This window comes from Brevibacterium sediminis (genome assembly GCF_013623905.1).
Lineage (GTDB): Bacteria > Actinomycetota > Actinomycetes > Actinomycetales > Brevibacteriaceae > Brevibacterium > Brevibacterium sediminis.
In genome coordinates, this window is sequence record NZ_JABKDD010000012.1 from 18,897 (window position 1) to 43,308 (window position 24,412).

General features: G+C 65.4%; 23 protein-coding genes. 22 read left to right on the forward strand and 1 reads right to left on the reverse strand.

Annotation, left to right across the window (positions count from 1 at the left end; all coding sequences use genetic code 11):
• Nucleotides 1-20: 20 nt before the first annotated feature.
• The 19 genes from smc to HK108_RS14430 all read left to right on the forward strand — a co-directional run bounded on the left by smc (nt 21) and on the right by HK108_RS14430 (nt 19,869).
• Nucleotides 21-3,560, forward strand: a complete 3,540-nt coding sequence (gene smc / locus HK108_RS14340) for a chromosome segregation protein SMC (protein WP_181272017.1) — start codon at nt 21-23, stop codon at nt 3,558-3,560.
• Nucleotides 3,561-3,798: 238 nt separating this feature from the next.
• Nucleotides 3,799-4,200 (forward strand): hypothetical protein, encoded by a 402-nt coding sequence (locus HK108_RS14345; RefSeq protein ID WP_025777325.1) that lies wholly within the window; start codon nt 3,799-3,801, stop codon nt 4,198-4,200.
• A 161-nt stretch (nt 4,201-4,361) separates the two neighbouring features.
• Complete coding sequence (gene ftsY, locus HK108_RS14350) at nt 4,362-5,504, forward strand: signal recognition particle-docking protein FtsY (protein ID WP_172171297.1); 1,143 nt, start codon at nt 4,362-4,364, stop codon at nt 5,502-5,504.
• Between the two features lie 174 nt (nt 5,505-5,678).
• Nucleotides 5,679-6,899, forward strand: coding sequence for an ammonium transporter (locus HK108_RS14355; protein ID WP_139908450.1), 1,221 nt, complete (start codon nt 5,679-5,681; stop codon nt 6,897-6,899).
• Between the two features lie 413 nt (nt 6,900-7,312).
• On the forward strand, nt 7,313-8,923 hold the full coding sequence (gene ffh / locus HK108_RS14360) for a signal recognition particle protein (protein WP_181272018.1): 1,611 nt from the start codon (nt 7,313-7,315) through the stop codon (nt 8,921-8,923).
• A 157-nt stretch (nt 8,924-9,080) separates the two neighbouring features.
• Complete coding sequence (rpsP, locus tag HK108_RS14365) at nt 9,081-9,524, forward strand: 30S ribosomal protein S16 (protein ID WP_181272019.1); 444 nt, start codon at nt 9,081-9,083, stop codon at nt 9,522-9,524.
• A 1-nt stretch (nt 9,525) separates the two neighbouring features.
• Complete coding sequence (locus tag HK108_RS14370) at nt 9,526-9,756, forward strand: RNA-binding protein (RefSeq protein ID WP_039210974.1); 231 nt, start codon at nt 9,526-9,528, stop codon at nt 9,754-9,756.
• A gap of 180 nt (nt 9,757-9,936) precedes the next feature.
• Entirely contained in the window at nt 9,937-10,437 is a 501-nt protein-coding gene (rimM, locus tag HK108_RS14375) for a ribosome maturation factor RimM (RefSeq protein ID WP_181272020.1), read from the forward strand.
• Nucleotides 10,438-10,556: 119 nt separating this feature from the next.
• On the forward strand, nt 10,557-11,375 hold the full coding sequence (trmD, locus tag HK108_RS14380) for a tRNA (guanosine(37)-N1)-methyltransferase TrmD (protein ID WP_181272055.1): 819 nt from the start codon (nt 10,557-10,559) through the stop codon (nt 11,373-11,375).
• A 173-nt stretch (nt 11,376-11,548) separates the two neighbouring features.
• The gene (gene rplS, locus HK108_RS14385; RefSeq protein WP_025777317.1) at nt 11,549-11,890 is read left to right on the forward strand and encodes a 50S ribosomal protein L19; all 342 of its coding nucleotides are present in this window, start codon (nt 11,549-11,551) and stop codon (nt 11,888-11,890) included.
• Nucleotides 11,891-11,921: 31 nt separating this feature from the next.
• Nucleotides 11,922-12,545, forward strand: coding sequence for a signal peptidase I (lepB, locus tag HK108_RS14390; RefSeq protein ID WP_139468809.1), 624 nt, complete (start codon nt 11,922-11,924; stop codon nt 12,543-12,545).
• A 106-nt stretch (nt 12,546-12,651) separates the two neighbouring features.
• Complete coding sequence (gene lepB, locus HK108_RS14395; protein ID WP_181272021.1) at nt 12,652-13,359, forward strand: signal peptidase I; 708 nt, start codon at nt 12,652-12,654, stop codon at nt 13,357-13,359.
• Entirely contained in the window at nt 13,359-14,171 is an 813-nt protein-coding gene (gene rnhB / locus HK108_RS14400) for a ribonuclease HII (RefSeq protein ID WP_181272022.1), read from the forward strand. Before lepB (HK108_RS14395) ends, rnhB begins: the two co-directional genes overlap by 1 nt.
• On the forward strand, nt 14,168-14,485 hold the full coding sequence (locus HK108_RS14405) for a DUF2469 domain-containing protein (RefSeq protein ID WP_025777313.1): 318 nt from the start codon (nt 14,168-14,170) through the stop codon (nt 14,483-14,485). The genes rnhB and HK108_RS14405 overlap by 4 nt, the downstream gene beginning before the upstream one ends.
• A gap of 169 nt (nt 14,486-14,654) precedes the next feature.
• Complete coding sequence (locus tag HK108_RS14410; protein ID WP_139908445.1) at nt 14,655-15,074, forward strand: YraN family protein; 420 nt, start codon at nt 14,655-14,657, stop codon at nt 15,072-15,074.
• Nucleotides 15,071-16,726 carry a YifB family Mg chelatase-like AAA ATPase gene (locus HK108_RS14415; RefSeq protein WP_268236683.1) on the forward strand — a complete coding sequence of 552 codons (1,656 nt, stop codon included), beginning with the start codon at nt 15,071-15,073 and terminating at the stop codon, nt 16,724-16,726. Before HK108_RS14410 ends, HK108_RS14415 begins: the two co-directional genes overlap by 4 nt.
• Nucleotides 16,723-17,952, forward strand: a complete 1,230-nt coding sequence (gene dprA, locus HK108_RS14420; RefSeq protein WP_181272023.1) for a DNA-processing protein DprA — start codon at nt 16,723-16,725, stop codon at nt 17,950-17,952. Before HK108_RS14415 ends, dprA begins: the two co-directional genes overlap by 4 nt.
• A gap of 49 nt (nt 17,953-18,001) precedes the next feature.
• The gene (locus tag HK108_RS14425) at nt 18,002-18,676 is read left to right on the forward strand and encodes a maleylpyruvate isomerase N-terminal domain-containing protein (RefSeq protein ID WP_181272024.1); all 675 of its coding nucleotides are present in this window, start codon (nt 18,002-18,004) and stop codon (nt 18,674-18,676) included.
• A gap of 77 nt (nt 18,677-18,753) precedes the next feature.
• Nucleotides 18,754-19,869 carry a tyrosine recombinase XerC gene (locus HK108_RS14430; RefSeq protein ID WP_181272025.1) on the forward strand — a complete coding sequence of 372 codons (1,116 nt, stop codon included), beginning with the start codon at nt 18,754-18,756 and terminating at the stop codon, nt 19,867-19,869.
• Between the two features lie 63 nt (nt 19,870-19,932).
• On the opposite strand, the gene HK108_RS14435 is transcribed toward HK108_RS14430, so the two are convergent.
• On the reverse strand, nt 19,933-21,003 hold the full coding sequence (locus tag HK108_RS14435; RefSeq protein ID WP_181272026.1) for a D-alanyl-D-alanine carboxypeptidase family protein: 1,071 nt from the start codon (nt 21,001-21,003) through the stop codon (nt 19,933-19,935).
• Between the two features lie 551 nt (nt 21,004-21,554).
• Between HK108_RS14435 and rpsB the strand changes: the two genes are divergently transcribed.
• From rpsB to pyrH, 3 genes are all read left to right on the forward strand, one after another.
• Nucleotides 21,555-22,472, forward strand: a complete 918-nt coding sequence (rpsB, locus tag HK108_RS14440; RefSeq protein WP_101544634.1) for a 30S ribosomal protein S2 — start codon at nt 21,555-21,557, stop codon at nt 22,470-22,472.
• Nucleotides 22,473-22,505: 33 nt separating this feature from the next.
• Nucleotides 22,506-23,333, forward strand: a complete 828-nt coding sequence (tsf, locus tag HK108_RS14445) for a translation elongation factor Ts (RefSeq protein WP_101544635.1) — start codon at nt 22,506-22,508, stop codon at nt 23,331-23,333.
• Nucleotides 23,334-23,517: 184 nt separating this feature from the next.
• A complete protein-coding gene (gene pyrH / locus HK108_RS14450; protein WP_139468802.1) occupies nt 23,518-24,270 on the forward strand; it encodes a UMP kinase in 753 nt (250 codons plus the stop codon).
• Nucleotides 24,271-24,412: the final 142 nt, after the last annotated feature.

Consider the following 24,412-nt stretch of genomic DNA (forward strand, 5'->3'; position numbering starts at 1 on the left):
CGGATATGCTGGTGCCCAATATGCATCTCAAAAGCCTGACACTGCGGGGATTCAAGTCCTTCGCCTCGGCGACGACCCTTCGATTCGAGCCGGGAATCACCTGCGTCGTCGGACCGAACGGCTCGGGCAAGTCCAATGTCGTCGACGCCCTGTCCTGGGTGATGGGCGAACAGGGTGCGAAGAATCTGCGCGGCGGAAAGATGGACGACGTCATCTTCGCCGGAACCTCGAAACGTCAGGCCCTGGGACGCGCCGAGGTGACTCTGACCATCGACAACACCGACGGAGCCATCCCCGTCGACTACACCGAGGTGACCATCTCGCGGACCCTGTTCCGCACCGGCGGATCCGAATACGCCGTCAACGGGGCACCGGCGAGGCTGCTCGACATCCAAGAGCTGCTCAACGATTCCGGCCTGGGCAAGGAGATGCACGTCATCGTCGGTCAGGGCCGTCTCGACGCGATCCTCCATGCCGACCCGCTGGAGAGGCGCAGCTTCATCGAAGAGGCCGCCGGGGTGCTCAAGCACCGACGTCGCAAGGACAAAGCGGTCCGCAAACTCACCGGACTGCAGACGAATCTCGACCGGCTCACCGATCTGCGCACCGAACTCAACCGGCAGCTGGGGCCCTTGGGACGGCAGGCCGAAGCCGCCGCGAAGGCAGCGACCGTGCAGGCGACGCTGCGTGACGCCACCGCCAGGCTGCTCGCCGACGACGCCGTGCGGATGCAGTCCTCCCTGGCCTCGACGAGCGAGGGCGAAGACCACAGCGACCGCATCGCCGAACTCGACCACCGCCGCACCCGCGCCGAGGCGCGCCTGTCGGAGATCGAAGCCCGGCTGTCCGAACTCGACAGCGAACTCGAAGTCCAACGCACCGCCGAATCGCGGACACAGACGCAGGTCGTGCGCGCCCAAGGACTGAGCCAACGTGCCGCGGACAAGCGCTCCCACCTGCTCTCGGAGGTCACGAGCCTCGGGCAGAGGGAAGCGAAGTCACCCGAAGAGCTGCGCGCCCAGGCCGAACGCAACCGTTCCGAACTCACCGACGCCGAGGCGGCCGTGACCGAGAAGACGAACGCACTCGAGGCCAGCCAGCAGCGGAAGGAAGAGCTCACCCAAGCCCTGCGCGCCGCCGAAGACGAGGTCAAGGCAGCACAGATTGCCATCACCGAAGCGGTGAAGAACCGCTCGGCGCTGCAGTCGAAGCAGACCCAGGCGGCCGAGCGGATCACCGACCTCAAATCCCGAATCGAAGCCAACCGCGCGGAGATCGACACCGTCACCGCCCGCATCGCCGAACGCAGCAGGGAACTCGAAACCGCCGAGACCGGCGTCGAGGACGTCGAAGCCGGTGAGACCGAACTCGACTCCGCGTACGAGGCGGCGCAGGAGAGCCTCGAGAAGCTGGAGACCGAACGCACTGAGCTGCAGGAGCAGCGGGCGCAGGTCGCGTCCGAACTGTCATCGGCGAAGGCGCGCGCGGAAGCCCTGGCGTTGGGCACCGCCCTGGAAGCCGACCTCGAAGACATCGTCAATGCGGACCTGCCGGGAGTGCGCACGGCCGTGACAGAAAGACTGAGTGTCGACCATGGGTTCGAAATGGCCGCGGCAGCGGCCCTGTCGACGACGGTCTCCGGTGTCATCGTCGATGACAGCGCAGCGGCGCTGGCAGTGCTCGACCACCTCGGAGAGGACACGAACGTGTCACTGACGATTCCCGCCGGAGTCGAACCAGCAGCAGGGAAGGGTGGTGGGACCACCCTTGACGCTCTGCCGGAGCTGCCTGCGTCAGAAGGCCTGCGATGGCTCTCCGATGTCGTCGACAGCGACGTCCCCGAACTGCGTGCTCTGCTGGCCCGGGCGCTGCACGGTGTCGTCTGCGTCCCCGATGCGCGCACCGGAATCGAACTGACCGCGGCCCGGCCCGAACTCACCGCTGTCACCGTCCACGGTGAAGTGCTCACCGCGACCCGCATCAGCCGGGCCCGCACCGCCTCGGGCACACGGCTGGCCTCACAGACCGCGCTCGAGGACACCCATTCCCTCATCGCCGAACTCGACGACCGGGCGAGGAAGCTCGACGCCTCCTTGACCGAACTCGAACCCCGCCTGACCGCCGCACGTGAGGAATCAGCCGCAGCCCTCGATGCTCTCCACTCCTCGGATGCGAAGATCATGGCCGCGGCCGAAGAGGTCTCGCGCATCACCGGTGAGATCGGTGTGGCTCGCACTCGCCTGCAGCGCGCGCAGGAGAACGCGACCGAACTCGAATCCCGCCTCGCCGCCGCCGAACGGGACTCTCAATCGGCCGCGGCAGCACTGGCCGGAGCCGCCGAGGTCGACGAAGTCGTCGATACCGCCGCCCGGGATGAACTCAGCGCACAGGTCGCCCAAGCTTCGGAAGACCTCGTCGAAGCCCGCATCAGTCACCGGTCGGCTGCCGACCGGGCCCGGTTCCTCAGCGACCGGGTGGACTCCCTCCTGCGGGCGGCGAAGGCCGAGGAAGCGGCGCGGGAGCAGACGCAGCGCACTATCGCGAAGAAGAAGCGGGCGGCAGCCTCGGTGCAGCTCATCGCCGAAACCGCGGCCGAAGCCGCGGAGCTCGCCGCCTCAACGGTGGCCGAACTCGGTGAGGCGATCCAGGTTCTCGTCGATGAACGCGGCGGTCTGCGCGAAGAGAAGGGCCGCCTAGGCGAGGAATTGGGATCGACGCGAACCCAGCTGCAGAAGCTCAAGGACGCCGCGGCCGAAGCCGAACTCGCGAAGGAGCGTTTCCGACTTCGGCTCGAGGAGATCGCGCACCGATCGGAGGAGGAGACGGGGTTGGGAATCGACCGCCTCATCGACGAATTCGGGCCGCATCTGCCCGTTCCGTCGTTCGAGGAGGACGTCGAGGACCGGCCGTATGTGCGCGCGGAAGTGGAGAAGCGGCAGAAGCAGGCGGCGTCGCAGCTCAAGCGCATCGGCACGGTCAATCCGCTCGCGCTCGAGGAGTATGAGGCGCTGAAGGAGCGGCATCAGTTCCTCGAGAAGCAGATCGCGGACATCGAATCCTCGCGCAAGGACCTCATGCAGCTCGTCGAGGAGGTCGACCGGCACGTCGAACGCGTCTTCGCCGAAGCCTATGCGGATACGGCGCGGGAGTTCGAGGACATCTTCTCCCGTCTCTTCCCCGGCGGTGAGGGCGCCTTGAGCCTGACCGATCCGAACGATATGCTCACCACCGGCGTCGACGTGCACGCCCGCCCGGCCGGCAAGAAGGTCAAACGTCTGTCTCTGCTCTCCGGAGGCGAGCGGTCGCTGGTGGCCGTGGCCATGCTGGTCGCGATCTTCAAGGCCCGGCCGAGCCCGTTCTACGTCATGGACGAGGTCGAAGCGGCCCTCGACGATCTCAACCTCTCGCGCCTGCTCACGGTGTTCAAGGAGCTGCAGGACTCCTCGCAGCTCATCGTCATCACCCACCAGAAGCGGACGATGGAGATCGCCGATGCCCTCTACGGAGTGACGATGCACGGCGACGGGGTGTCGAAAGTCATATCGCAGCGGATTCCGTGATCGGCAGTCCGCTCTTCGGCCGGCGCGCCCGAGGTGGCAGGCCCGCCGCTGGGGCACAAGGCCGTTTGACGGTGATGCCCAGGACAGTCCCAGGGAATTTTGCAACTGCCGTACGGCGGGCGAGCACAATAGTCGTGGCCGGGGACTATAGACTTGGGCCGAGACACAGGTATTCGAAGAATGTGAGGAGCGGGACGTCCATGGCCGAGGCTGCTGTACTGCGAGGTGGCTCGAGGGCATGAATTCGGTACTTGTCGTCATCGTCGGACTTGCGATCTCCTTCGCCCTGGCACTCGTCGTCGTCCTTCTCGTGGCTCTGCCCGGCCTGCGCGCCGAAGGACGCCTGCGATACTCCTCCGACGTGCAGCGATTCCGTCTGCCGCCCGAGTGGACCGGCTACGACGACGAAGTCCACGAATTCTTCGGCCACGATGACGGCACCTCGCACCTGGCGACCAGGGAACAGGCGGCGGTGACCGCGATCCGCGACCACTCCTATGTGCTCCGGCCACAGCCCCGACGCCATGCCGCGCCCTCGCTCATCACGGTCCGCCCGCGCACCCGCCACTGGAAGATCCCCGAGTCGGGAACAGGGTGGAAGACCACCGCCGGGCTGCTCTTCGGCAGCCGCGGTTCCTGACCTTAAGACCCATGCGGCCTCGAGCGGTCGAGGCCCGCGACAATGGAAACCGCGCCGACTGATTCCGGCGCGCTCACCGACACACTGACACCACCGGAAGAGTCCGGGAACTCGAGTGCCGGCGGCCCGAACGGCGGCACTCAAAGGAGGACGGAAGAACCATGGATCAGCCGATCATCTTGCTCATCGTCGCAGCGATCGTGTTCGCTCTCGTCGTCGGCGTGGGTATCTCGCTGCGCGTCAATGCGCGTAAGAAGGGCCTCGATGACAGGCGCGGCATCGATGCGGAGGTCACCGGTGAGCTGAGCATCGATGACGTCGCCGAGGCGGTCGAGAAGGACAAAGCCGAAGCGCGCGGTTCCGAGGTCCCCACCGAACCGGCCAGCCGCCTCGTCCGCCTGCGTGAACGCCTGGCGAAGTCGAACAGCGGGCTCGGACGCGGACTGCTCAACCTCCTCTCCCGTGACAACCTCGACGAGTCCGCATGGGAGGAGATCGAGGATACGCTCATCCTCGCCGACGTCGGCGTCGAACCGACGACCGAACTCGTCGACCGCCTGCGCGAACGCGTCAAGGTGCTCGGCACCCGGGATCCCGAAGAGGTCCGCGGGCTGCTGCGCGAAGAGCTCATCAAACTCGTCGATCCGACGATGGACCGCTCGCTCGCCGATACCGGCAAGGACGGTGACCCCTCCGTCATCCTCGTCGTCGGGGTCAACGGTGCCGGGAAGACGACGACGGTGGGCAAGATCGCCCGCGTGCTCGTCGCCGAGGACAAGTCCGTGCTGCTCGGCGCCGCGGACACCTTCCGCGCCGCCGCGGCCGAACAGCTGGCCACATGGGGTGAACGCGTCGGCGTCGAAACCGTGCGCAAGGAAGAAGGTGCCGACCCCGCCTCGGTGGCCTACTCGGCCGTCGAGAAGGGACAGGCCGACGGTTCCGACGTCGTCCTCATCGACACCGCCGGACGTCTGCAGAACAAACGCGGACTCATGGACGAACTCGGCAAGGTCAAGCGCGTAGCCACCCGACCGCTGGGGGAGGGCCACGAGATCGACGAAGTGCTCCTCGTCCTCGACGCGACCACCGGCCAGAACGGCATGCAGCAGGCGAAGGTCTTCGCCGAGGCGGTCGACATCACCGGGATCGTGCTCACCAAGCTCGACGGCACCGCGAAGGGCGGAATCGTCGTCGCCGTCCAGCGTGAACTCGGGGTGCCGGTCAAGCTCATCGGCCTCGGCGAAGGCGCGGACGACCTGGCGCCGTTCACCGCCGAAGGGTTCGTCGACGCACTGCTCGACTGATTTCGCACACCGAATCTGCGGATGGATTCTGCCGGGTCTCACCCTTGTGAATGCTGGGTGAGACCCGGCTTGTCATAATCACGAAACATAGCCGAATCATCACTGTGACATGCGTCATGGAAACTGTCTCTGCGCGGTTCGATCCGGAACCGGCTTCGACAGATGAGAGACGACATGGAACTCGATGCAGTGAACGTATGGATGATGGTCGCGGCAGGGCTGGTCCTGCTCATGACCCCCGGGGTGGCGTTCTTCTACGGCGGGATGACGCGAATCACCTCGGCGATCAACATGATGATGATGGTCTTCTCCGCAATGGCCGTCGGTGGGCTCGTCTGGGTGCTCTACGGATACGGACTGAGCTCGGGTGATTCGATCGCCGGGCTCGTCGGTAATCCGCTGTCCCAGCTCGGACTCACCGGTGCCGTCGCCGACGACCCCGCCTCGCTGATCTCGATCGGCTACGGTTCGACGTTCGCGATGATCGCGATCGCACTCATCGCCGGTGCCGTCGCCGACCGAGCGAAATTCTCCACCTGGCTGGTCTTCTCGGCCGCTTGGGTGACGCTCGTGTACTGCCCGCTGGCGTTCATGGTCTGGGGCGACGGACTGCTCAGCGAATCCGGAGCGATCGGCAGCCTGTTCGGGCCCGCCATCGACTTCGCCGGCGGCACCGTCGTTCATATCAATGCCGGCATCTCCGCACTCGTCCTCGTCGTCGTCATGGGTCGCCGCGCCCGCTTCTCGACCCCGCACAAGCCGCACAACATTCCGATCACCGTGCTCGGTGCGGCTCTGCTGTGGTTCGGTTGGTTCGGCTTCAACGGCGGTGCCGCCTCGACGATCGAACAGGGCGGACTCATCTGGATCAACACCCTGGCCGCTCCGGCCGCCGGCATGATCACCTGGATCATGATCGAACGGCTGCGGGCCTCGCGACCGTCCAGCATCGGCAGCGTCTCGGGTGCGATCGCCGGCCTCGTTGCGATCACCCCGGCGTGCGCCAACGTCGATCCCTACGCCGCCGTGCTCATCGGCATCGCCGCAGGAGCGGGAGCGATCTTCGCCGTCGAAGCGAAGAACCGCCTGCGCTACGACGATGCGCTCGATGTGGTGGCCGTCCACCTCGTCGCGGGAATCATCGGCACCGTGATGATCGGCTTCTTCGCCTTCCCCCACGAGGACGGACCGGCTGGTCTCTTCTACGGCGGCGGACTCGAACTGCTCATCGCACAGGTGCTCGCCTGCCTCGTGGCCATCGTCTTCGCCGGACTCGTCACGCTGGCCATCTCGCTGGTGCTGCGGCAGACGATGGGGTTGCGGATCGACCCGCGCGAGGAGCTCGAGGGCATCGACACCTACGAGCACGCGGAGCAGGCCTACTCCTTCCGGTGATCCACGGCCGCCGGCGCCGGCTTCCCCGGTCGCCGGCCGCGGTCGGCTGAATTTCGGCCATCACCTCTGCGGCGAGCAGCATCCCTCACCGCTCCTCGCAGTCCGCCTTGGTGCAACGATTGGGTATGCGACTGCCAGCGTGTTTTGCGAGGAAATGTCGGGTGAACCGCTAGCGGTGAGGGATGCCTCGCGAGTGGCGTACGGCGGGCAGCCTCGGCGAAGGAATTGAGAAGTTGCCGCAGGATTCCTGCGGCCGAGCCAGTGATCTGGTCGGAGTGGCTCCTGTCCCCGGGGCAGGCTCACTGGGACTCACCGGGGCTCACGGGGGTTTGCCAGCATCCGCGGTTTCAGCCGGACCCGGGTGAGTTGCTAGTCTAGAGAGTCGACCAAACCATCGTGAAGAAGGCTTGTACGTGTTTAACTCTCTGTCCGACAGGCTCACCGCGACTTTCAAGAATCTGCGCGGGAAGGGCCGGCTGTCCGAAGCCGACGTCGATGCCACCATCCGTGAGATCAGACGTGCCCTGCTCGACGCCGACGTCGCCCTGCCTGTCGTGCGTGCCTTCACCGGCCGGATCCGTGAACGCGCCCTGTCCGAGGAGGTCTCGGGCGCACTCAATCCCGGCCAGCAGGTCGTCAAGATCGTCAACGACGAACTCGTCGGCATCCTCGGCGGTCAGACCCGTCGACTCAACTTCGCCAAGCGGCCGCCGACGGTCATCATGCTCGCCGGTCTCCAGGGTGCCGGTAAGACCACCCTGGCAGGAAAGCTCGCGCACTGGCTGAAGTCCGAGGGACACCGGCCGATGCTCGTCGCGGCCGACCTGCAGCGTCCCAATGCCGTCAACCAGCTCCAGATCGTCGGCGAACGTGCCGGTGCCGTGGTCTTCGCCCCGGAACCGGGCAACGGCGTCGGCGATCCGATCGAGGTCGCCACCGACTCGATCGAGGTCGCGAAGTCCAAGCTCCACGACGTCGTCATCGTCGATACGGCCGGTCGCCTCGGCATCGACGAGGAGCTCATGCAGCAGGCCGCGGACATCCGCAGCGCGGTCAACCCCGACGAAGTCCTCTTCGTCATCGACGCGATGATCGGTCAGGACGCGGTGAAGACCGCCGAGGCGTTCCTCGACGGCGTCGACTTCACCGGTGTCGTGCTCTCGAAGCTCGACGGCGACTCCCGTGGTGGTGCCGCGCTGTCCGTCGCCGAGGTGACCGGAAAGCCGATCATGTTCGCCTCCACGGGCGAATCGATGAAGGACTTCGAGCAGTTCCATCCGGACCGGATGGCCGACCGGATCCTCGACATGGGCGACATCATGACGCTCATCGAGCAGGCCGAGAAGAACTTCGACGAAAAAGAGACCGAGAAGCTGAAGAAGAAGGTCGAATCCGGCGAGGACTTCGACCTCAACGACTTCCTCACGCAGATGGCGGGCCTGAAGAAGATGGGCTCGATGAAGAAGATGCTGGGCATGATGCCCGGTATGGGCCAGTACAAGGAGCAGCTGGCGAACTTCGACGAGCGCGAGGTCGACCGGGTCGAAGCGATTGTGAGATCGATGACACCCCAGGAGCGCTCCAACCCGAAGATCCTCAACGGCTCCCGCCGTGCCCGCATCGCCAAGGGTGCCGGCACCACGGTCACCGCGGTCAACCAGCTCATGGAGCGCTTCACTCAAGCGCAGAAGATGATGCGGTCGATGACCCGCGGTGGCGGAATGCCCGGAATGCCTGGCGGCGGAGGTATGCCGCAGATGCCCGGAATGGGCGGAATGCCTGGTGCCGCGGGTGGCAAGAAGAAGAAACCCGCAGGGAAGAAGAAGGGCCGCAAGGGCGGTCAGTCGGGCAACCCGGCCAAGCGTGCGCAGGAGGCGCAGGCTCTGGCTGACAAGAAGGCGGGCAAGACCCAGGACCCGGTCGGCTCGGCCTTCGGCGGAGTCGATCTGGGCAAGGACGAGGAATTCGATCCGGCGAACCTGCCCAAGGGCTTCGGCGGAATCTTCCCAGGTGGCAAGAAGTAGAGCCTTCTGGCACAATTGACTCTTGTACTTTTGCTCTCGGTCCGGGCCCTCTCATCCGCGCCGAAGTGATAGTCCGAGCCGCGGCTTCCAGCAGATCAACCCCACGATTCTTCTGGTACAGCTGTGCACACAGAACACAAAAGGAGACACCACTAAAGTGGCAGTCAAAATTCGTCTGACCCGCATGGGCAAGATCCGTGCACCCTTCTACCGCGTCGTCGTCGCTGACTCGAAGACCCGTCGTGACGGTAAGGCCATCGAACAGATCGGCATCTACCACCCGACCCGTGAGCCTTCGGTCATCGAGATCGACTCCGAGCGCGCACAGTACTGGCTCGGCGTCGGCGCACAGCCGAGCGACCAGGTCAAGGCTCTGCTCAAGCTCACCGGTGACTGGCAGAAGTTCACCGGCGAAGGCGAAGCGGTCAACACCGTGAAGCCGCAGCCGGAGAAGGAAGCCTACGTGGCCCCCAACGCCGAATCGGTGGTCAAGGAAGCCATCACGCAGAAGGGCGGCAAGTCCGCTGAAGCTGCCGAGGCGCCGGCCGAGGAAGCAGCCGAAGCCGCACCTGAGGCCGCTGAAGAAAGCGCTGAAGCCTGAGATGTTGCCTGATTCGCTCGAACATCTGGTCCGCGGAATCGTCGATCATCCCGACGACGTCTCCGTTCGTTCGCGTTCTTCGCAGCGCGGCACGACCCTCGAGGTCCGGGTTCACCCCGAAGACCTCGGCCGGGTCATCGGCCGTGCAGGCAGGACCGCCAAGGCCCTGCGCACCGTGATGAACTCGCTGGCCGGCCGTGAGTCGGTGCGAGTGGACCTCATCGAGGCGTAAATCCAACATCCGAGAGGGGATGCTGCGCACATGCGTTGCATCCCCTCTCGTGTATTCACCTAACCGTCGCCGACTACACTGGTGCCAGAACACGGCGGCCCGCCGTACGACCGCAGAAACGCAGTCACCCGGGTGCAGGTCCGGCCGGACAGACAGCGACAGCAGACTTCGAGGAGCAGTATGGACACGGTGATCGCCCGGCTGGGCAAGCCGCACGGAATCAAGGGCGAGTTCACCGTCGAGGTGCGCACCGACCGGCCCGAGGACCGGCTCAATCCAGGGGCGACCTTCGCCACCGATCCCGATATCGGAGAGCTGACGCTGAAGTCGGCGAGGTGGCATCGCAACCGCCTGCTCCTGGCCTTCGACGAGGTCCCCGACCGCAACCGCGCCGAGGAGATCCGCAACACCCTCATCCTCGCCGAAGCGGATGAGGACGAAGACGAAACCGACGCCTGGTACCTCGACGACCTCATCGGCCTCAAGGTCTACGAGAACGACGCCCTCGTCGGCGAGATCGTCGACGTCACGAACGGCACCGCCCAGGATCTGCTCCACATGAAGCACACCGCCGGACACGTTGTGCTCATCCCCTTCGTCACCGAGATCGTGCCCGACGTCGACATCGAATCGGGACGCGTCACCGTCACCCCGCCCGCCGGCCTCTTCGACGCCGAATGAGCGAACCATCCCCGATGCCCGAATCGTCCCCGATGATTGGCACCGACACCCCCGCCGAGGCGACCGGAACGGACCCGGTGACCCAGGGTGCGACCTGCGCCGACGTGGTCGGACCGCAGATGTCGATCGACGTCGTGTCAATCTTCCCCGAATACCTCGCCGGACTGCAGCTCTCGCTCATCGGCAAGGCCGTCGATCGTGGTCAGCTGAGCCTCGGCGTCCACGACCTGCGGGACTTCACCTTCGACCGGCACAACACCGTCGATGACTCGCCCTACGGTGGGGGAGCGGGAATGGTCATGAAGGCCGAACCCTGGGCGCTGGCTCTCGAGCACATCCTGGCAGGTCGCGGCAGCGCTGCGGTGGACGAAGGTGCGGACGGTGCTCGGACCGCCGGTCCGGCAGTCGGAGGCAAGCCGACGCTCATCGTGCCCAGCCCTGCCGGGCAGGTGTTCGATCAGCGCATCGCCGAGGATCTCGCCGCCCGCGACCACCTCGTCTTCGCCTGCGGACGCTACGAAGGAATCGACCAGCGCGTCATCGATTGGGCCGGGGAGCACTTCGACCTGCTGCCCATGAGCATCGGCGACTACGTCCTCAACGGCGGTGAAGTCGCCTCGATGGTGATGATCGAAGCGGTCACCCGCCTCATCCCCGGCGTCATCGGAAACCCCGAGTCGCTGACCGAGGAAAGCCACGAAGACGGACTGCTCGAATACCCGATCTATACGAAGCCGGCGAACTGGCGCGGTCGCGAAGTGCCCGAGATCCTGCTCAGCGGCAACCACGCTGCGATCGCCAGGTGGCGACGTGACCGACGTCTCGAACGCACCGCGGATGTCAGACCGGATCTGCTCGAGAAGCTCGATGACCTGAGCAAGGACGACCTGGCCGCGCTTGAGCGGTTTGAGTCTGAGCGCTCAACCGTGACAGAATAGAGCGTCGCGTTTGTTGGCACTCACCTGCTTCAGGGGGATGAGTGCCCACGGTGGCCCGTCGCATCGATTCGGCGGGTCGACGGGGAGAGATCCCGACAGACGATCCAGTTACCGGAACACCGGTCCGATATGCGTGTCCTCGACCTGAAGCAGAGGCCACAGGAGAAACCACAATGCAGAAGCTCGATGTTGTAGATGCAGCCTCGCTGAAGTCTGACGTTCCCGAATTCCGTCCGGGCGACACCCTCAACGTTCACGTCAAGGTGATCGAAGGTTCGCGCTCGCGTATTCAGGTCTTCAAGGGAATCGTCATCCGTCGCCAGGGCGACGGCGTTCGCGAGACCTTCACCGTCCGTAAGATCAGCTTCGGCGTCGGTGTGGAGCGTACCTTCCCGGTGCACTCGCCCAACGTCGACAAGATCGAGGTGCTCACCCGCGGCGCTGTGCGCCGTGCGAAGCTGTACTACCTGCGCGAACTGCGCGGCAAGGCTGCTCGCATCCGCGAAAAGGCCTGATTTGCCCGGCACTGTGGGCGATGATCACAAGGTGCCGAACAGACATGAAGACGCGACCTTCGGGTCGCGTCTTCTGTCTTCGGCACGGTTCTGGAAGGCGATCGTGGCGATCGTCGTCGTCATCATCGTGCTCGGCGGATCGATCCGCGGATTCGTCATCCAGCGCTTCACCATTCCGAGCGCCTCGATGGAGCCGACGCTCAATGTCGATGATTCGATCACGGTGTGGCGCCCGGACGCCCTGCGCGGAGACCTCCAACGCGGAGACATCGTCGTCTTCGACGGCCGCGGATCGTTCGTCGACGATGCGCTGCCCACTCCTCTGCAGAAGATCGGTTCCTGGGTCGGACTCGGCCCTCGGGACGTCTACTACGTCAAACGCGTCATCGCCGTCGGCGGTGACAGCCTCGAATGCTGCGACGCGAAGGGTCGTCTGCTGCTCAACGGCAAGCCTCTGACCGAGGACTATGCGCCGGCCCCCGCCTCGTCGGTGGAATTCTCCATCGAAGTCCCCGAGGGCACCATGTGGGTGATGGGCGACAATCGCAACGACTCCGCCGACTCCAGGTCGCTGCTGGGACGGCCCGGTGGGGGATTCATCCCCACCGATCGGATCATCGGCCCCGTGATCGGGCACGGTTCCTCGATCGACTGAGCGCACACACCGCAACTGCACTGCGGCTGAGTGTGCGGCGAGAGTCGTGCTGATACGCTCGGTTCAGTCCACAGCCGCAGTCCTGGTCCGATGTGAAAGCGAACGAATGACAAGCGAATCCGAAGCTTCCCCGCCGCCCGCCTCGAAACGGTTCGCGCGCGGTCTGCTGGAGACCCTGGCGATCATCGTCGTCGCCCTGCTCATCTCGACGGCCCTGAAGACGTGGGTCGTCCGTTCGTTCTACATCCCGTCCGAATCCATGATGACCACTCTTCAGGTCGATGACCGGGTGCTCGTCAACCAGCTGGCTCACCGCTTCGGACCCGCCGACCGCGGCGACATCATCGTCTTCGACGACCCGGACCATTGGCTCTCGGCCGCCGAGACCGCCGAATACACTCCGAACCCGGTCCTCGAATTCATCGGCTTGGCCCCCGCGGACTCGGGCAATCAGCTGATCAAACGGGTCGTCGGCGTCGGCGGCGACACGATCAGATGCTGTGACGCCGAGGGACGCCTGCTGGTCAACGGCGAACCGATCGACGAAACCTATCTCGATGAGGGCACCGCTCCCTCGGAGGTCGAATTCGAAGTCACAGTGCCCGAAGGCCATTACTGGGTGATGGGCGACAACCGCAGCAACTCCGCCGACTCGCGCTACCACATGGACACCGACCCCTTCGTGGCCGAAGACGACGTCGTCGGCACCGTGTTCCTCATCAACTGGCCGTTCAAGCACTTCAGCTGGGTCTCGACACCCGACAAGGTCTTCGCGGACGTACCGGACACCGCCGAGGGACTCAGCGGGAACTGATGGCCGCACGTGGACTGACCGACCTCAGCGTCGAACGGGAACTGCTGAGCGAGGGATTCGACTACGTCATCGGCGTCGACGAGGTGGGCCGTGGTGCCCTGGCCGGGCCCGTCAGCGTCGGTGTCGCCCTGTTCGATCTGCGCATTCTCACCGCCGCCGAGGTGCCCGCCGGCATCCATGATTCGAAGCAGCTGAGCGCGCAGTCGAGGCAGGAGGCCACCGACCGCGTGCGGTCGTGGGCGACCGTCGCGGCGGTGGGATCGTCGACGCCGGCCGAGCTCGACGAGGTGGGGATGACGATGGCGCTCAACCTCGCCGGACGTCGCGCCATGATCTCGATGCTGCGCGAATGGGCGGACGCTCGTTCCGACAGGCACGGTTCGGGCGGTTCCGAAAGGAACGGTTCGGGAGGTGCCGATGTCAACGGAACGGCCGCCTCGGCGAGGGAATTCCCGGGCCGGACGATGGTGCTCCTCGACGGTCGACACGATTGGCTTTCGGCCCCACTCACCCTCGATTGCCTGGGGACATTCGGTGACTGTGTCGACCTCGAACTGCCGCCTGTGCGCACCGTGATCAAGGGGGACGGCTCCGTTCCGGCTATCGCGGCGGCGAGCATCGTGGCGAAAGTGGCACGCGACGAGACGATGATCGCACTCGCGGAGGCCCATCCGCACTATGGTTGGGAATCGAACGTGGGATACGGGACGGTGAAGCACCGACAGGGCATCACCGAACTCGGACCCAGCATCCACCACCGGAGAAGCTTCCGCCTGACCGCGGACTCAGGAGCGAAGGAGGGCCTGTTATGAGCGCCGATGATCTTGACGACTACGAAGCACAACTCGAGCTTGCGCTGTACAAGGAATACCGGGACGTCGTCGGTCTCTTCGCCTATGTCGTCGAGACCGAGCGCCGGTTCTACCTCGCCAACCACGTCGACCTCAAGGCTCACAACGATGCCGGCGACGTGTACTTCGAACTCACCCTGCGCGACGCGTGGGTGTGGGACAGCTACAGGTCGGCACGGTTCATCAAGACTGTGCACGTGCTGACGTTCAAGGACGTCAATATCGAAGAGATCGCGAAGTCCGATCTCGAACCGCCGACGGCGATCCGCGGCTGAGACGGGGCGCCGGGGCCACCGGCGAACCCTGGGCTCACTCACCCATGCACCGATTGCTGTGGACGAGGCACTGACTCGACCGTCCTCGGCCTGTGGATGAGGCGGCCTCGTCCACAGGCCCTTTTTCTGCTCTTCCCTGAAGTATTGCCGGCATGGTCATCTGACCGGTATGGGACGGATACGAACACCCGGTCGGACACGAGCGTCGAAGAGCACGCGGACCGTGAAGGGCCTGCGCAAGCAGGCGCTCGGCAGCAGAGGAGAGGACCTCGCCGCTGCGTTCCTCGAAGACGCTGGACTCGTCGTTCTCGAACGCAACTTCCGGTGCCCACGCGGTGAGCTCGACATCATCGCCCGCGACGGTGACACCGCGGTCTTCGTGGAGGTCAAGACGCGTCGCACGGCCATGCTCGGATCACCGCTGGAGGCCGTGACCCGAAACAAGCTCGCCCGCATCCGCACATTGGCAGGGTTCTGGCTGAGCGGGCAGGACGAATACTTTCCGGCCACGCGCATCGACGCACTCGGGATCATCATGGAACCGCGCGTCCAGTACTTCCACTGCCCGAACATCCAGGTCGATTCGTGAGTGAGGAGACCCTGGGACGGGAGGAACCGTCGGGCGATCCGGTCGAACCGCCAGAGTCGGTCGATCCGCCGGGGCTGGTCGAGCCGGTCGAGGCCGACGAAGTCGAACCCGCATCCTCGGCGCACATCATCGGGCGGGCCTCCGCCGTGGCCCTGTGGGGACTGACCGGGAAGATCGTGTCGATCGAAGCCAGCGTCAGCGCGGGCCTGCCGGGAATCGACATCGTCGGACTGCCGGATGCCTCGGTGAGCGAATCACGCAAGCGCCTTCGTGCGGCCCTGTCCTACCTCGGCAAACCAGTCGCCACAGAACACCTGACGATCAACCTCACCCCGGGAACGGTTCCGAAGATCGGCACCGGATTCGACCTCGGCATCGCCGTCGCCGTGCTCAGAGCACTCTCGTTGATCTCCAACGATGACACAGGCAGCGTCATCCACTGCGGTGAGATCGGACTCGACGGCAGAATCCGTCCCGTCACCGGGGTGCTCCCGTCCCTGCACACAGCGCTGCAAGCTGGGTTCGACCGCTTCGTCGTCCCCATCGGCAATGCCGATGAGGCGGGACTCATCGGACGGGCAAGAATCCTCCCGGTCGCCTCGCTGGCCGAGGTGGTCAATGCCTACGGAGGATCGATGGCCGTACCCGCACTGCCGGCGGTCCTCGAGATGGACCGGCCCGTCCCCGTGAACCCGGAACTCCACGACCTCAGCGAAGTCCAAGGACAGGCCGAAGGACGTTTCGGCCTCGAAGTCGCCGCGGCAGGTGGCCACAACCTGCTCATGCGCGGAACACCCGGAGCGGGCAAGACCCTGTTGGCCCAATGCCTGCCCGGAATCCTGCCGCCGCTGAACGACGACGAAGCCGTCGAAGTCGCCACCGTCCGTTCCCTGCGCGGAGAACTCGACGGCAGTGACGGATTCGATCACCGCCCGCCGTTCGAGGCACCCCATCACCGCAGCACCGCCTCGGCGCTCATCGGCGGACGCCGCCCCGGAACGGTCGGAGTCCTCAGCCGAGCCCACCGCGGGGTTCTGTTCATGGATGAGGCACCCGAATTCTCACGCGATGTGCTCGAAGCCCTGCGACAGCCGATGGAATCCCGTCGCGTCCACATCCACCGCGCCTGGGGATCGATGGTGCTTCCGGCATCCTTCCAGCTCATCATGGCCGCAAACCCCTGCCCCTGCGGAGTCGGGATGGCCGGCGCCGGCGGGGACTGTCGGTGCACCCCTCTGGACAAACGCCGCTATCGCAATCGGCTCTCCGGGCCGCTGCTCGACCGCGTCGACCTGCAGCTCGAGCTGTTCCCCGTCTCTCCCGCCGACATCCGGCTCGGCGGGGACCAGGAGACCAGCACCACGGTGGCCACCCGCGTGTCGGGCGCACGGAAGCGACAGTCGGAACGCTTCGCCGGCTGCGACTGGAGGCTCAACGCCGAAGCGCCCGGAACCTGGCTGCGCGAACACTTCGCACTCACACCGAAAGACCTGACGGACCTGGACCGGGCACTCGACACCGGCCGGATCACCATGCGCGGCTATGACAGGGTGCTGCGTGTCGCAACCACTCTGGCCGACCTGGCGGGAAAGCAGGGTCCCGACCCCGACACGATGAGAATGGCGCTCGCCTTGCGGACACAGGAGTCATGACCGTGAACACACATGAGGACGTACGCATGGCCATCGCCTCACTGTTGCGCATCGGTGAGCCCGGCGACGGACTGCTCAAACAGCTCGTCGACGGAATCGGCCCGGTCGCTGCTCTGGCGATCATCACGGCCGTCGGTCGCGGTGAGACCACCGCGCACAATGCTGTCCAAAGTCTGGCCGACACCGGCACCGAGGCGGCCGAACACAGTCAGCTGCCAGCGGCCATCGACCGGTGGGCTGTGCGAGCCGGCGAAGCCGACGCGGTCGGGAGCGACCTGGACAAGATCGCGAGAATCGGCGGCCGACTGATCATTCCCGATGACGATGAGTGGCCCCGAATGCTCGACGACCTCGGCCCTGCAGCACCGCTGGGCCTATGGGTGAGAGGAGCAGCTTCCCTCAGCGCCGCACTGACTCGTGCCGTTGCCGTGGTCGGGGCCAGAGCAGCCAGCAACTACGGAACCAAATGCGCCTCTGACCTCGCGTGGGATCTTGCCGCTCGCGGAATCACCGTCGTATCCGGCGGCGCGTTCGGCATCGACGCTGCCGCCCACCGTGCCGCCATCGCCCGCGAATCGCCGACGGTGGCATTCATGGCCGGGGGAGTCGACCGCTTCTACCCGGCGGCGAACGCCGACCTGTTCGAACAGATCCTCGCCACCGGTGCCATCGTGTCCGAGACTGCACCCGGAATGACGCCGATGCGCCACCGGTTCCTGCTGCGCAACCGACTCATCGCCGCCTCGTCGCAGGTGAGCGTCATCGTCGAAGCCGGCTGGCGCAGCGGGGCACTCAACACCGCCCGACATGCCCTCGAACTCTCCCGCCAGGTCGCGGCCTTCCCCGGGTCCGTGTACTCGGCGTCCTCGACCGGAGCACACAAGCTCCTGCGCGAACACGAAGCGGAACTCGTCACCTGCAGCGACGACGTCATCGCGCTCATGGACGATGACACCCCGGCACTCTTCGACACGGCCGTGCTCAGTGCTGCGGTGGGGAGTGGAGAACGCCCGCCGTCTCTCGATCCCCGCGAAGGGCTCGACGAGCGGGAGAAGATCTGTCTGAATGCGCTGACCGTGTCGAAGCCGCTCGACGTCGGCACCATCGCTTCCCGGGCAGGGCTGACGATCGCGGATGCGCTCAACTCTCTCACCGCGCTCGACCTGACCGGATTGGCCGCACGCCGTGACACCGGATGGGTGAAGCTGCGCAGACCGCGCTCCTGATGCCGGCGATGACCGTCAGTCCGCCGCGGAGACCGCGTATCCTGAGGACGTGAGCACAGACTCTCCCGCCGACCATTTCTCTCAGGCCTGGACAGCACTGTTGAGAACCGTCGCCGGACTGCGTGACGGCGACTTCGGGCGAGCCTCCGGCTGTGCCGGGTGGCGCGTCCAAGACCTCGTGTGCCACCTCATCATCGATGCCCAGGACGTCCTCATCACCCTCGTGACACCGAGCGAGGGCGCACCGACCCACGACTCAGCAACCTACTGGACTGTCACAGACTTCCCGCCGACCGGGGATGATCCCCTCGACGCGCTCATCCCGCGATTGGCTGCCGCCTATGAGGACCCGCAGCTGCTGAAGTTCCACCTCGACGATGTGGGCACAGCCGCCGACCGGGCCGCTCGGCTCGCCGACCCCGAACGACGGGTGGAGACCCAGCACATGGTGCTCACGATCGGAGACTTCCTCAACGCGTATGTCCTCGAATGGACCCTTCACCACTTCGATCTCATCGCACACCTGCCGAATGCGCCGACTCCGCCGACAGGCTGCGTCGCTCGAAGCCGGACGATGTTCGAGGACGCTATCGGGGCGACGATCCCCGCGGAACTGACCGATGCCGAAGCACTGCTCATCGGCACGGGACGACGACCACCGGACGCGGCGCAGAGATCGGTCCTCGGCGACATAGGCGAACGGCTGCCGTTCATCCTCAGCTGAGGCCTGATGGCCGACACCTGACGCCTGATGGCCGACGGAAAACGGCGGCGTCCTTCGGCGCCGCGTATCCTGGGGACGTGAGCACATCATCGACCGTCGCCGAGGTTGTGTCAGGCTATGCCGACCACCTGAGGTCTCGTGACGTCTCCGAACACACCGCCCGAGCCTACGTCGCCGACGTCTCCGACTTCCTCGATCACGCCGTGCACTCGACGAAGCTCCGACAGGGGAGCGGAGAGGGGCACCTCACGACGGCATCCGGCGCACGGATCGACATCGCTGCGATCGAACTCGACGATCTGCGGTCCTGGCTCATCGCCCTGGACGATGCCGGTGCCGCGAAATCGACGGTGGCTCGCAAGATCGCGGCAGTGCGCTCCTTCTTCGCCTACGGTGTGAGCAACCTGGGAGTGCCGAACAACCCGGCCGCGCGTCTGCGGACTCCGAAGAAGGACTCCCGCCTACCCACGGTGCTCAAACCTCAGCAGGCCGCCGACCTCATCTCCGCCGCCGAGAACCACCGAACCGGAGTCACCGGCGTGGGGCGGAGACGGAAAGGGGGAAGCGCCGACAACGGCATGGATACGAGTGGCTTGATGGCAGACGATTCCTCGACGAGCGACCCGGCTGCAGACGACACCACGACGGGTGATTCCGCACAGCACGGCAAGAACGATCCACTCGATGCGGCCAAACGCATCCGCGATGCCGCAATCCTGGAAATGCTCTACGCCACTGCGGTGCGCGTCTCGGAGCTGACCGGACTCGACCGCAGCGACATCGATCACCGCGCATCGATGATCACCGTGCTCGGCAAGGGCAACAAAGAACGTCGCGTCCCGTTCGGGACCCCGGCACGCAGAGCCCTCGACGACTGGCTCGCCGCCCGCGAACTGTTCACCGGTCCTCACAGCGGCGACGCACTGTTCCTCGGCGTTCGCGGGGGACGCATCGGCGCCAGGCAGGTGCGCGAACTCGTTCACCGGTACGGCTCCGACGACCCCAGCGCCCCGGACATCGGACCACACGGACTGCGACACTCTGCGGCCACACACATGCTCGACCGCGGTGCCGACCTGCGTCAGATCCAAGAGCTGCTCGGCCACTCCACGATGAGCAGCACCCAGATCTACACTCAGGTATCCATGCAGCGTCTGCAGGACACCTACCGGCGAGCACACCCGCGAGCCTGAGACTCACAGAGACGGATTTGGCCGGCAGAGTCATGGCGGAAGCGTCGGCCTGGCCGAGGCCTCCTACTTCCGGAATTCCCAGTGCCAGGGCTCGGGCAGGGACCCCGTCTGCCGTGCCCAACCGGGATGAATCCACCCGAACTTCGGCGCATTCGCCCGCATCCACTGATGCTGCGCGGTGCCGAAGGAATTGATCCCGCTGCCGAGGTCGACGGCCAGCGCCCACCCGTGATTCGACGTTCCCGGTGTCGCCGCCATCCGCCCCTTTCGCCGTTTGAGGATCACCTGCGTGGCGTAGTCCCGGTAAGCATCGGTGACCGAGATCGGGGCGCCGAACCGAGCCTCGAACGCCGACGAGAGCCGATCGAAAGCCGCTTGAGCATCGCAGCGCAGCATCTGCCCGGGGGCCGACTCCAACTGGCACATCGCCGAGGCGGGAATCTGCCCATTGCTGTGACCGCCCCACGCTCCGGCACCGGAGGTGGCCGAATCTCCGCCGCCTTTCGGTTCCTTCGCGGGCTTCCGTGACAGAGGCAGAAGTGCCGACTGCTCCTGGCCGAAGAACTTGCCCGGATCGACGTACCTCTGATCGCTCGCGGCCGGCCATGCTCCTATATGCAGGCACGAACGCTGACAGTGGCCACCGCTGCCCACCGTGCCGATCTTCTCGACGGCGGCAAATCCCTCACCCTTCTTCAACGACGTCGCGGCCGGTTGGAACGTGAGCACATGATCGGACTCGGTGAGGATGCTGACGGTCGCAGTCCCCGCCACCGTGCCGGCAAAGCGGATCGTCCCTTCCGTCGGTGCCCGCAGCGGTTCGCCAACGACAGCGAGCACGTCGATTCCGCGATGCCCCTTGAGCCACGGCTTGTCCGGAGGATCAAAGGCTTCGATGATCTCCATCGCCGGCACCGGGGTGACCCAGTTCGTCGGTGCGCTCCTCTGAAGGCTGATCTGTGTCCGTGTCGACGCAGCCCCGGAGGCGGCGCTCGCCGTTGGGGGAGTGCTCGTGAGCACAAGCGCCGCTGCGATGATCGCGGCAAGGAGCAGTGACTGCGGTGAGCCGAGGCTTGAGCGTCTCGTTCGGAGATGGAGCAGCAGGCGGAGACGGTCGAACGCGAAGTGAGTCATGGGAGCATGCAAACCCCTAGGGCGCGGTCGTGTCACCCGTGAGTATCACCCCTGTGGACGAGCTGCCTCCACCCACAAGCCAAAGACGTTCGAGTGCGGCGACCGTCCACAGGAAGCGATGGTCGAGTGCACCGAATCGACGGCAATCCGGCTCCACACGCCCGACGGGACCCTGCGCTCCGACACTCGCCCGCACCCATCGATCCCCACCCGTCGACGTAAGAGTCGGTGCGACGATACGGCCCGGCGGGCCGCCTCGGCGAGGGATCGATCTCGATTGGAAATGACTTGCCCAACCGGGATAGACTTAAGCCCAGCAGAAGCGTGTCTTCTGACTACGCGTATCCGAATTCTTCTCCTTCCCATGGTGCAGGCAGCCGTCAGGTGTGCCTGTGGGGCGGACGAACCGGGTACCAGGAATCAACCGAAAATGTCATCGACGCATCCCGTCGATCGAATCGATGCGGACCCTCAGAGGTTCGCTTTGAGAGCGATCGACGCGCGCGTGACGTAAAAGCACCCTGAGGGTGCAGAGAAAGGAGGGCGTCGGCATGGCCGTCGTCACCATCCGCCAGCTGCTCGACAGCGGCGTTCACTTTGGACACCAGACCCGTCGTTGGAACCCGAAGATGAAGCGCTTCATCTTCACCGAGCGCAACGGCATCTACATCATCGACCTGCAGAAGTCGCTGGGCTACATCGACAACGCCTTCGAATTCGTCAAGGAGACCGTGGCCCACGGCGGCTCGATCCTCTTCGTCGGCACCAAGAAGCAGGCCCAGGAATCCATCGCTGAGCAGGCTCAGCGCGTGGGTCAGCCCTACGTCAACCAGCGTTGGCTCGGCGGTATGCTCACGAACTTCCAGACCATCTCGATGCGTCTGCGCCGCCTCAAGGAACTCGAAGAGATCGACTTCGACGACGTTGCAGGTTCCTCGCACACCAAGAAGGAACTGCTCATCCTGCGTCGCGAGAAGGACAAGCTCGAGAAGACCCTCGGCGGCATCCGCGACATGCAGCGCACCCCGTCGGCCGTCTGGATCGTCGACACCAAGAAGGAACACCTCGCGGTCGACGAAGCCAAGAAGCTGGGCATCCCGGTCATCGGCATCCTCGACACCAACTGCGACCCGGACGACGTCAACTACCCGATCCCGGGCAACGACGACGCCATCCGCTCCGTCTCGCTGCTGACCCGCGTCGTCGCCGACGCCGTGGCCGAGGGCCTCATCGCCCGCCACTCCTCGGACGACGCGAGCGGTGAGAAGAACGTCTCCGCCGTCGAGCCCATGCCCGAGTGGGAGCGCGAGCTCCTCGAAGGCAAGACCGAAGAGAACGGCACCGAGGCTGCTGCCCCGGCCGAAGAAGCCGCTCCGGCCGCTGAGGCTGCTCCTGCGGCCGACGCCGAGAACGCCGAAGCCGCTCCGGCCGCTGAAGCTGCCGACTCCACCGAGTCGACCGAGTCCTGATTTCGTTTAACTCCACCATCCTGAGGAGAAGGAATGGCAAACTACACTGCCGCTGATATCAAGGCACTGCGCGAGAAGACCGGCGCCGGAATGATGGACGTCAAGAAGGCTCTCGACGAGTCCGACGGCGACCAGACGAAGGCCATGGAAGCCCTGCGCATCAAGGGCCTCAAGGGCGCCACCAAGCGCGAAGGCCGCTCGACCTCCGACGGTCTGGTCGCGACCTCCGTCGAAGGCGGAGTCGGCACCATGATCGAGCTCAACTCGGAAACCGACTTCGTTGCGAAGTCCGAACCGTTCGTCAAGCTCTCCGAAGAGGTCCTCGAGCTTGCCGTGGCCAACAAGGCCGATTCGGCCGAGGCTCTCCTCGCCGCTGAGACCGACGGCAAGCCCGTCTCCCAGTTCATCACCGAATCCGGTGCCTCGCTGGGCGAGAAGGTCGAACTGCGTCGCGTGGGCCGTGTCGAAGGCTCCAAGATCGCCTCCTACCTGCACCGCACCAACAAGGACCTGCCCCCGCAGGTCGGCGTGCTGCTGGCCTTCGAAGGTGACGACGAGACCGTGGCACACGATGTCGCCGTGCACATCGCCGCTATGGCCCCGAAGTACTTCTCCCGCGAAGACGTTCCCGCCGACCTCGTCGAGAACGAGCGTCGCATCGCCGAAGACACCGCGAAGAACGAAGGCAAGCCCGAACAGGCTCTGCCGAAGATCATCGAGGGTCGCGTCAACGGCTTCTTCAAGGAGAACTGCCTGCTCGACCAGGGATTCGCCAAGGATCCCAAGCAGTCCGTGGCCAAGGTCCTCGAGGCCGCCGGCGTCAAGGCCACCGGCTTCCTGCGCTACCGCGTCGGAGCCTGAATCACCACTGACCGTGAAGCAGACAGATCTCTGCTTCCCAGGTTCACCGAGTGAGTGAGAACTCACCCGAGGAGCGGGGTCGGACCAATCGGTCCGGCCCCGTTTTTCGCTAAACTGACCCAGACGCCCGATCACAGTGACGATCCCACCGGGTACAGACCTGCCCGCACGGAAGAAGGACTCCATGACAAGCACCCCTGTTCACGAATCCAGCTACGCCAGCCGCGCGGTGCGCTCCCATCGGCGCCGCGTTCTGCTCAAGCTCTCCGGCGAGGTCTTCGGCGGCGGCAAGATCGGCGTCGATCCCGACGTCGTGGCCGCAGTTGCCCGCGAGGTCGCTCCCACGACCGAGGACGTCGAGGTCAGCATCGTCGTCGGCGGCGGCAACTTCTTCCGCGGAGCCGAACTCTCCCAGCGCGGCATGGACCGCACCCGTGCCGATTACATGGGCATGCTCGGCACCGTGATGAACTGCCTGGCACTGCAGGACTTCCTCGAACAGACGGGTGTCGACACCCGCGTGCAGACCGCGATCCCCATGTCGCAGGTCGCCGAATCGTATATTCCCCGCCGTGCCATGCGGCACATGGAGAAGAACCGCGTCGTCATCTTCGGCGCCGGCGCCGGACTCCCGTACTTCTCCACCGACACCGTGGCCGCCCAGCGCGCACTTGAAGTGCATGCCGATGAGGTCCTCATCGCCAAGAACGGTGTCGACGGCGTCTACACCGCCGACCCCAAGGTCGACCCGAAGGCCGAGAAGATCTCCGAGATCAGTTACCAAGACGCCCTGCAGCGAGGCCTCAAAGTCGTCGACGCGACCGCCTTCAGCCTGTGCATGGACAACAAGCTGCCGATGCACGTCTTCGGTATGGAAGGCGAGGGCAACCTGCGCAAGGCCATCATCGGTGAGAAGATCGGCACGGTCGTCCACTGAGACCCACCCTCGCCGAGGCGGTCCGACGCTGAACGCAGGCGGATCCTCAAGGTGGGGGACCGTCTCCACCGAGGCGGTCATCCGCTTGGCATCCACGCAGGTGAGAACACTCCTGCGATGATTCGGTGCGGCATTTTTCAGT

Excerpts from the sequence above, each read along its gene's own strand:
- smc (WP_181272017.1), top strand. The coding sequence starts at position 21 with ATGCATCTCAAAAGCCTGACACTGCGGGGATTCAAGTCCTTCGCCTCG.
- HK108_RS14345 (WP_025777325.1), top strand. The coding sequence starts at position 3,799 with ATGAATTCGGTACTTGTCGTCATCGTCGGACTTGCGATCTCCTTCGCC.
- ftsY (WP_172171297.1), top strand. The coding sequence starts at position 4,362 with ATGGATCAGCCGATCATCTTGCTCATCGTCGCAGCGATCGTGTTCGCT.
- HK108_RS14355 (WP_139908450.1), top strand. The coding sequence starts at position 5,679 with ATGGAACTCGATGCAGTGAACGTATGGATGATGGTCGCGGCAGGGCTG.
- HK108_RS14370 (WP_039210974.1), top strand. The coding sequence starts at position 9,526 with ATGTTGCCTGATTCGCTCGAACATCTGGTCCGCGGAATCGTCGATCAT.
- rimM (WP_181272020.1), top strand. The coding sequence starts at position 9,937 with ATGGACACGGTGATCGCCCGGCTGGGCAAGCCGCACGGAATCAAGGGC.
- trmD (WP_181272055.1), top strand. The coding sequence starts at position 10,557 with ATGTCGATCGACGTCGTGTCAATCTTCCCCGAATACCTCGCCGGACTG.
- rplS (WP_025777317.1), top strand. The coding sequence starts at position 11,549 with ATGCAGAAGCTCGATGTTGTAGATGCAGCCTCGCTGAAGTCTGACGTT.
- lepB (WP_181272021.1), top strand. The coding sequence starts at position 12,652 with ATGACAAGCGAATCCGAAGCTTCCCCGCCGCCCGCCTCGAAACGGTTC.
- rnhB (WP_181272022.1), top strand. The coding sequence starts at position 13,359 with ATGGCCGCACGTGGACTGACCGACCTCAGCGTCGAACGGGAACTGCTG.
- HK108_RS14405 (WP_025777313.1), top strand. The coding sequence starts at position 14,168 with ATGAGCGCCGATGATCTTGACGACTACGAAGCACAACTCGAGCTTGCG.
- HK108_RS14410 (WP_139908445.1), top strand. The coding sequence starts at position 14,655 with ATGGGACGGATACGAACACCCGGTCGGACACGAGCGTCGAAGAGCACG.
- dprA (WP_181272023.1), top strand. The coding sequence starts at position 16,723 with ATGACCGTGAACACACATGAGGACGTACGCATGGCCATCGCCTCACTG.
- HK108_RS14435 (WP_181272026.1), bottom strand. The coding sequence starts at position 21,003 with ATGACTCACTTCGCGTTCGACCGTCTCCGCCTGCTGCTCCATCTCCGA.
- rpsB (WP_101544634.1), top strand. The coding sequence starts at position 21,555 with ATGGCCGTCGTCACCATCCGCCAGCTGCTCGACAGCGGCGTTCACTTT.
- tsf (WP_101544635.1), top strand. The coding sequence starts at position 22,506 with ATGGCAAACTACACTGCCGCTGATATCAAGGCACTGCGCGAGAAGACC.
- pyrH (WP_139468802.1), top strand. The coding sequence starts at position 23,518 with ATGACAAGCACCCCTGTTCACGAATCCAGCTACGCCAGCCGCGCGGTG.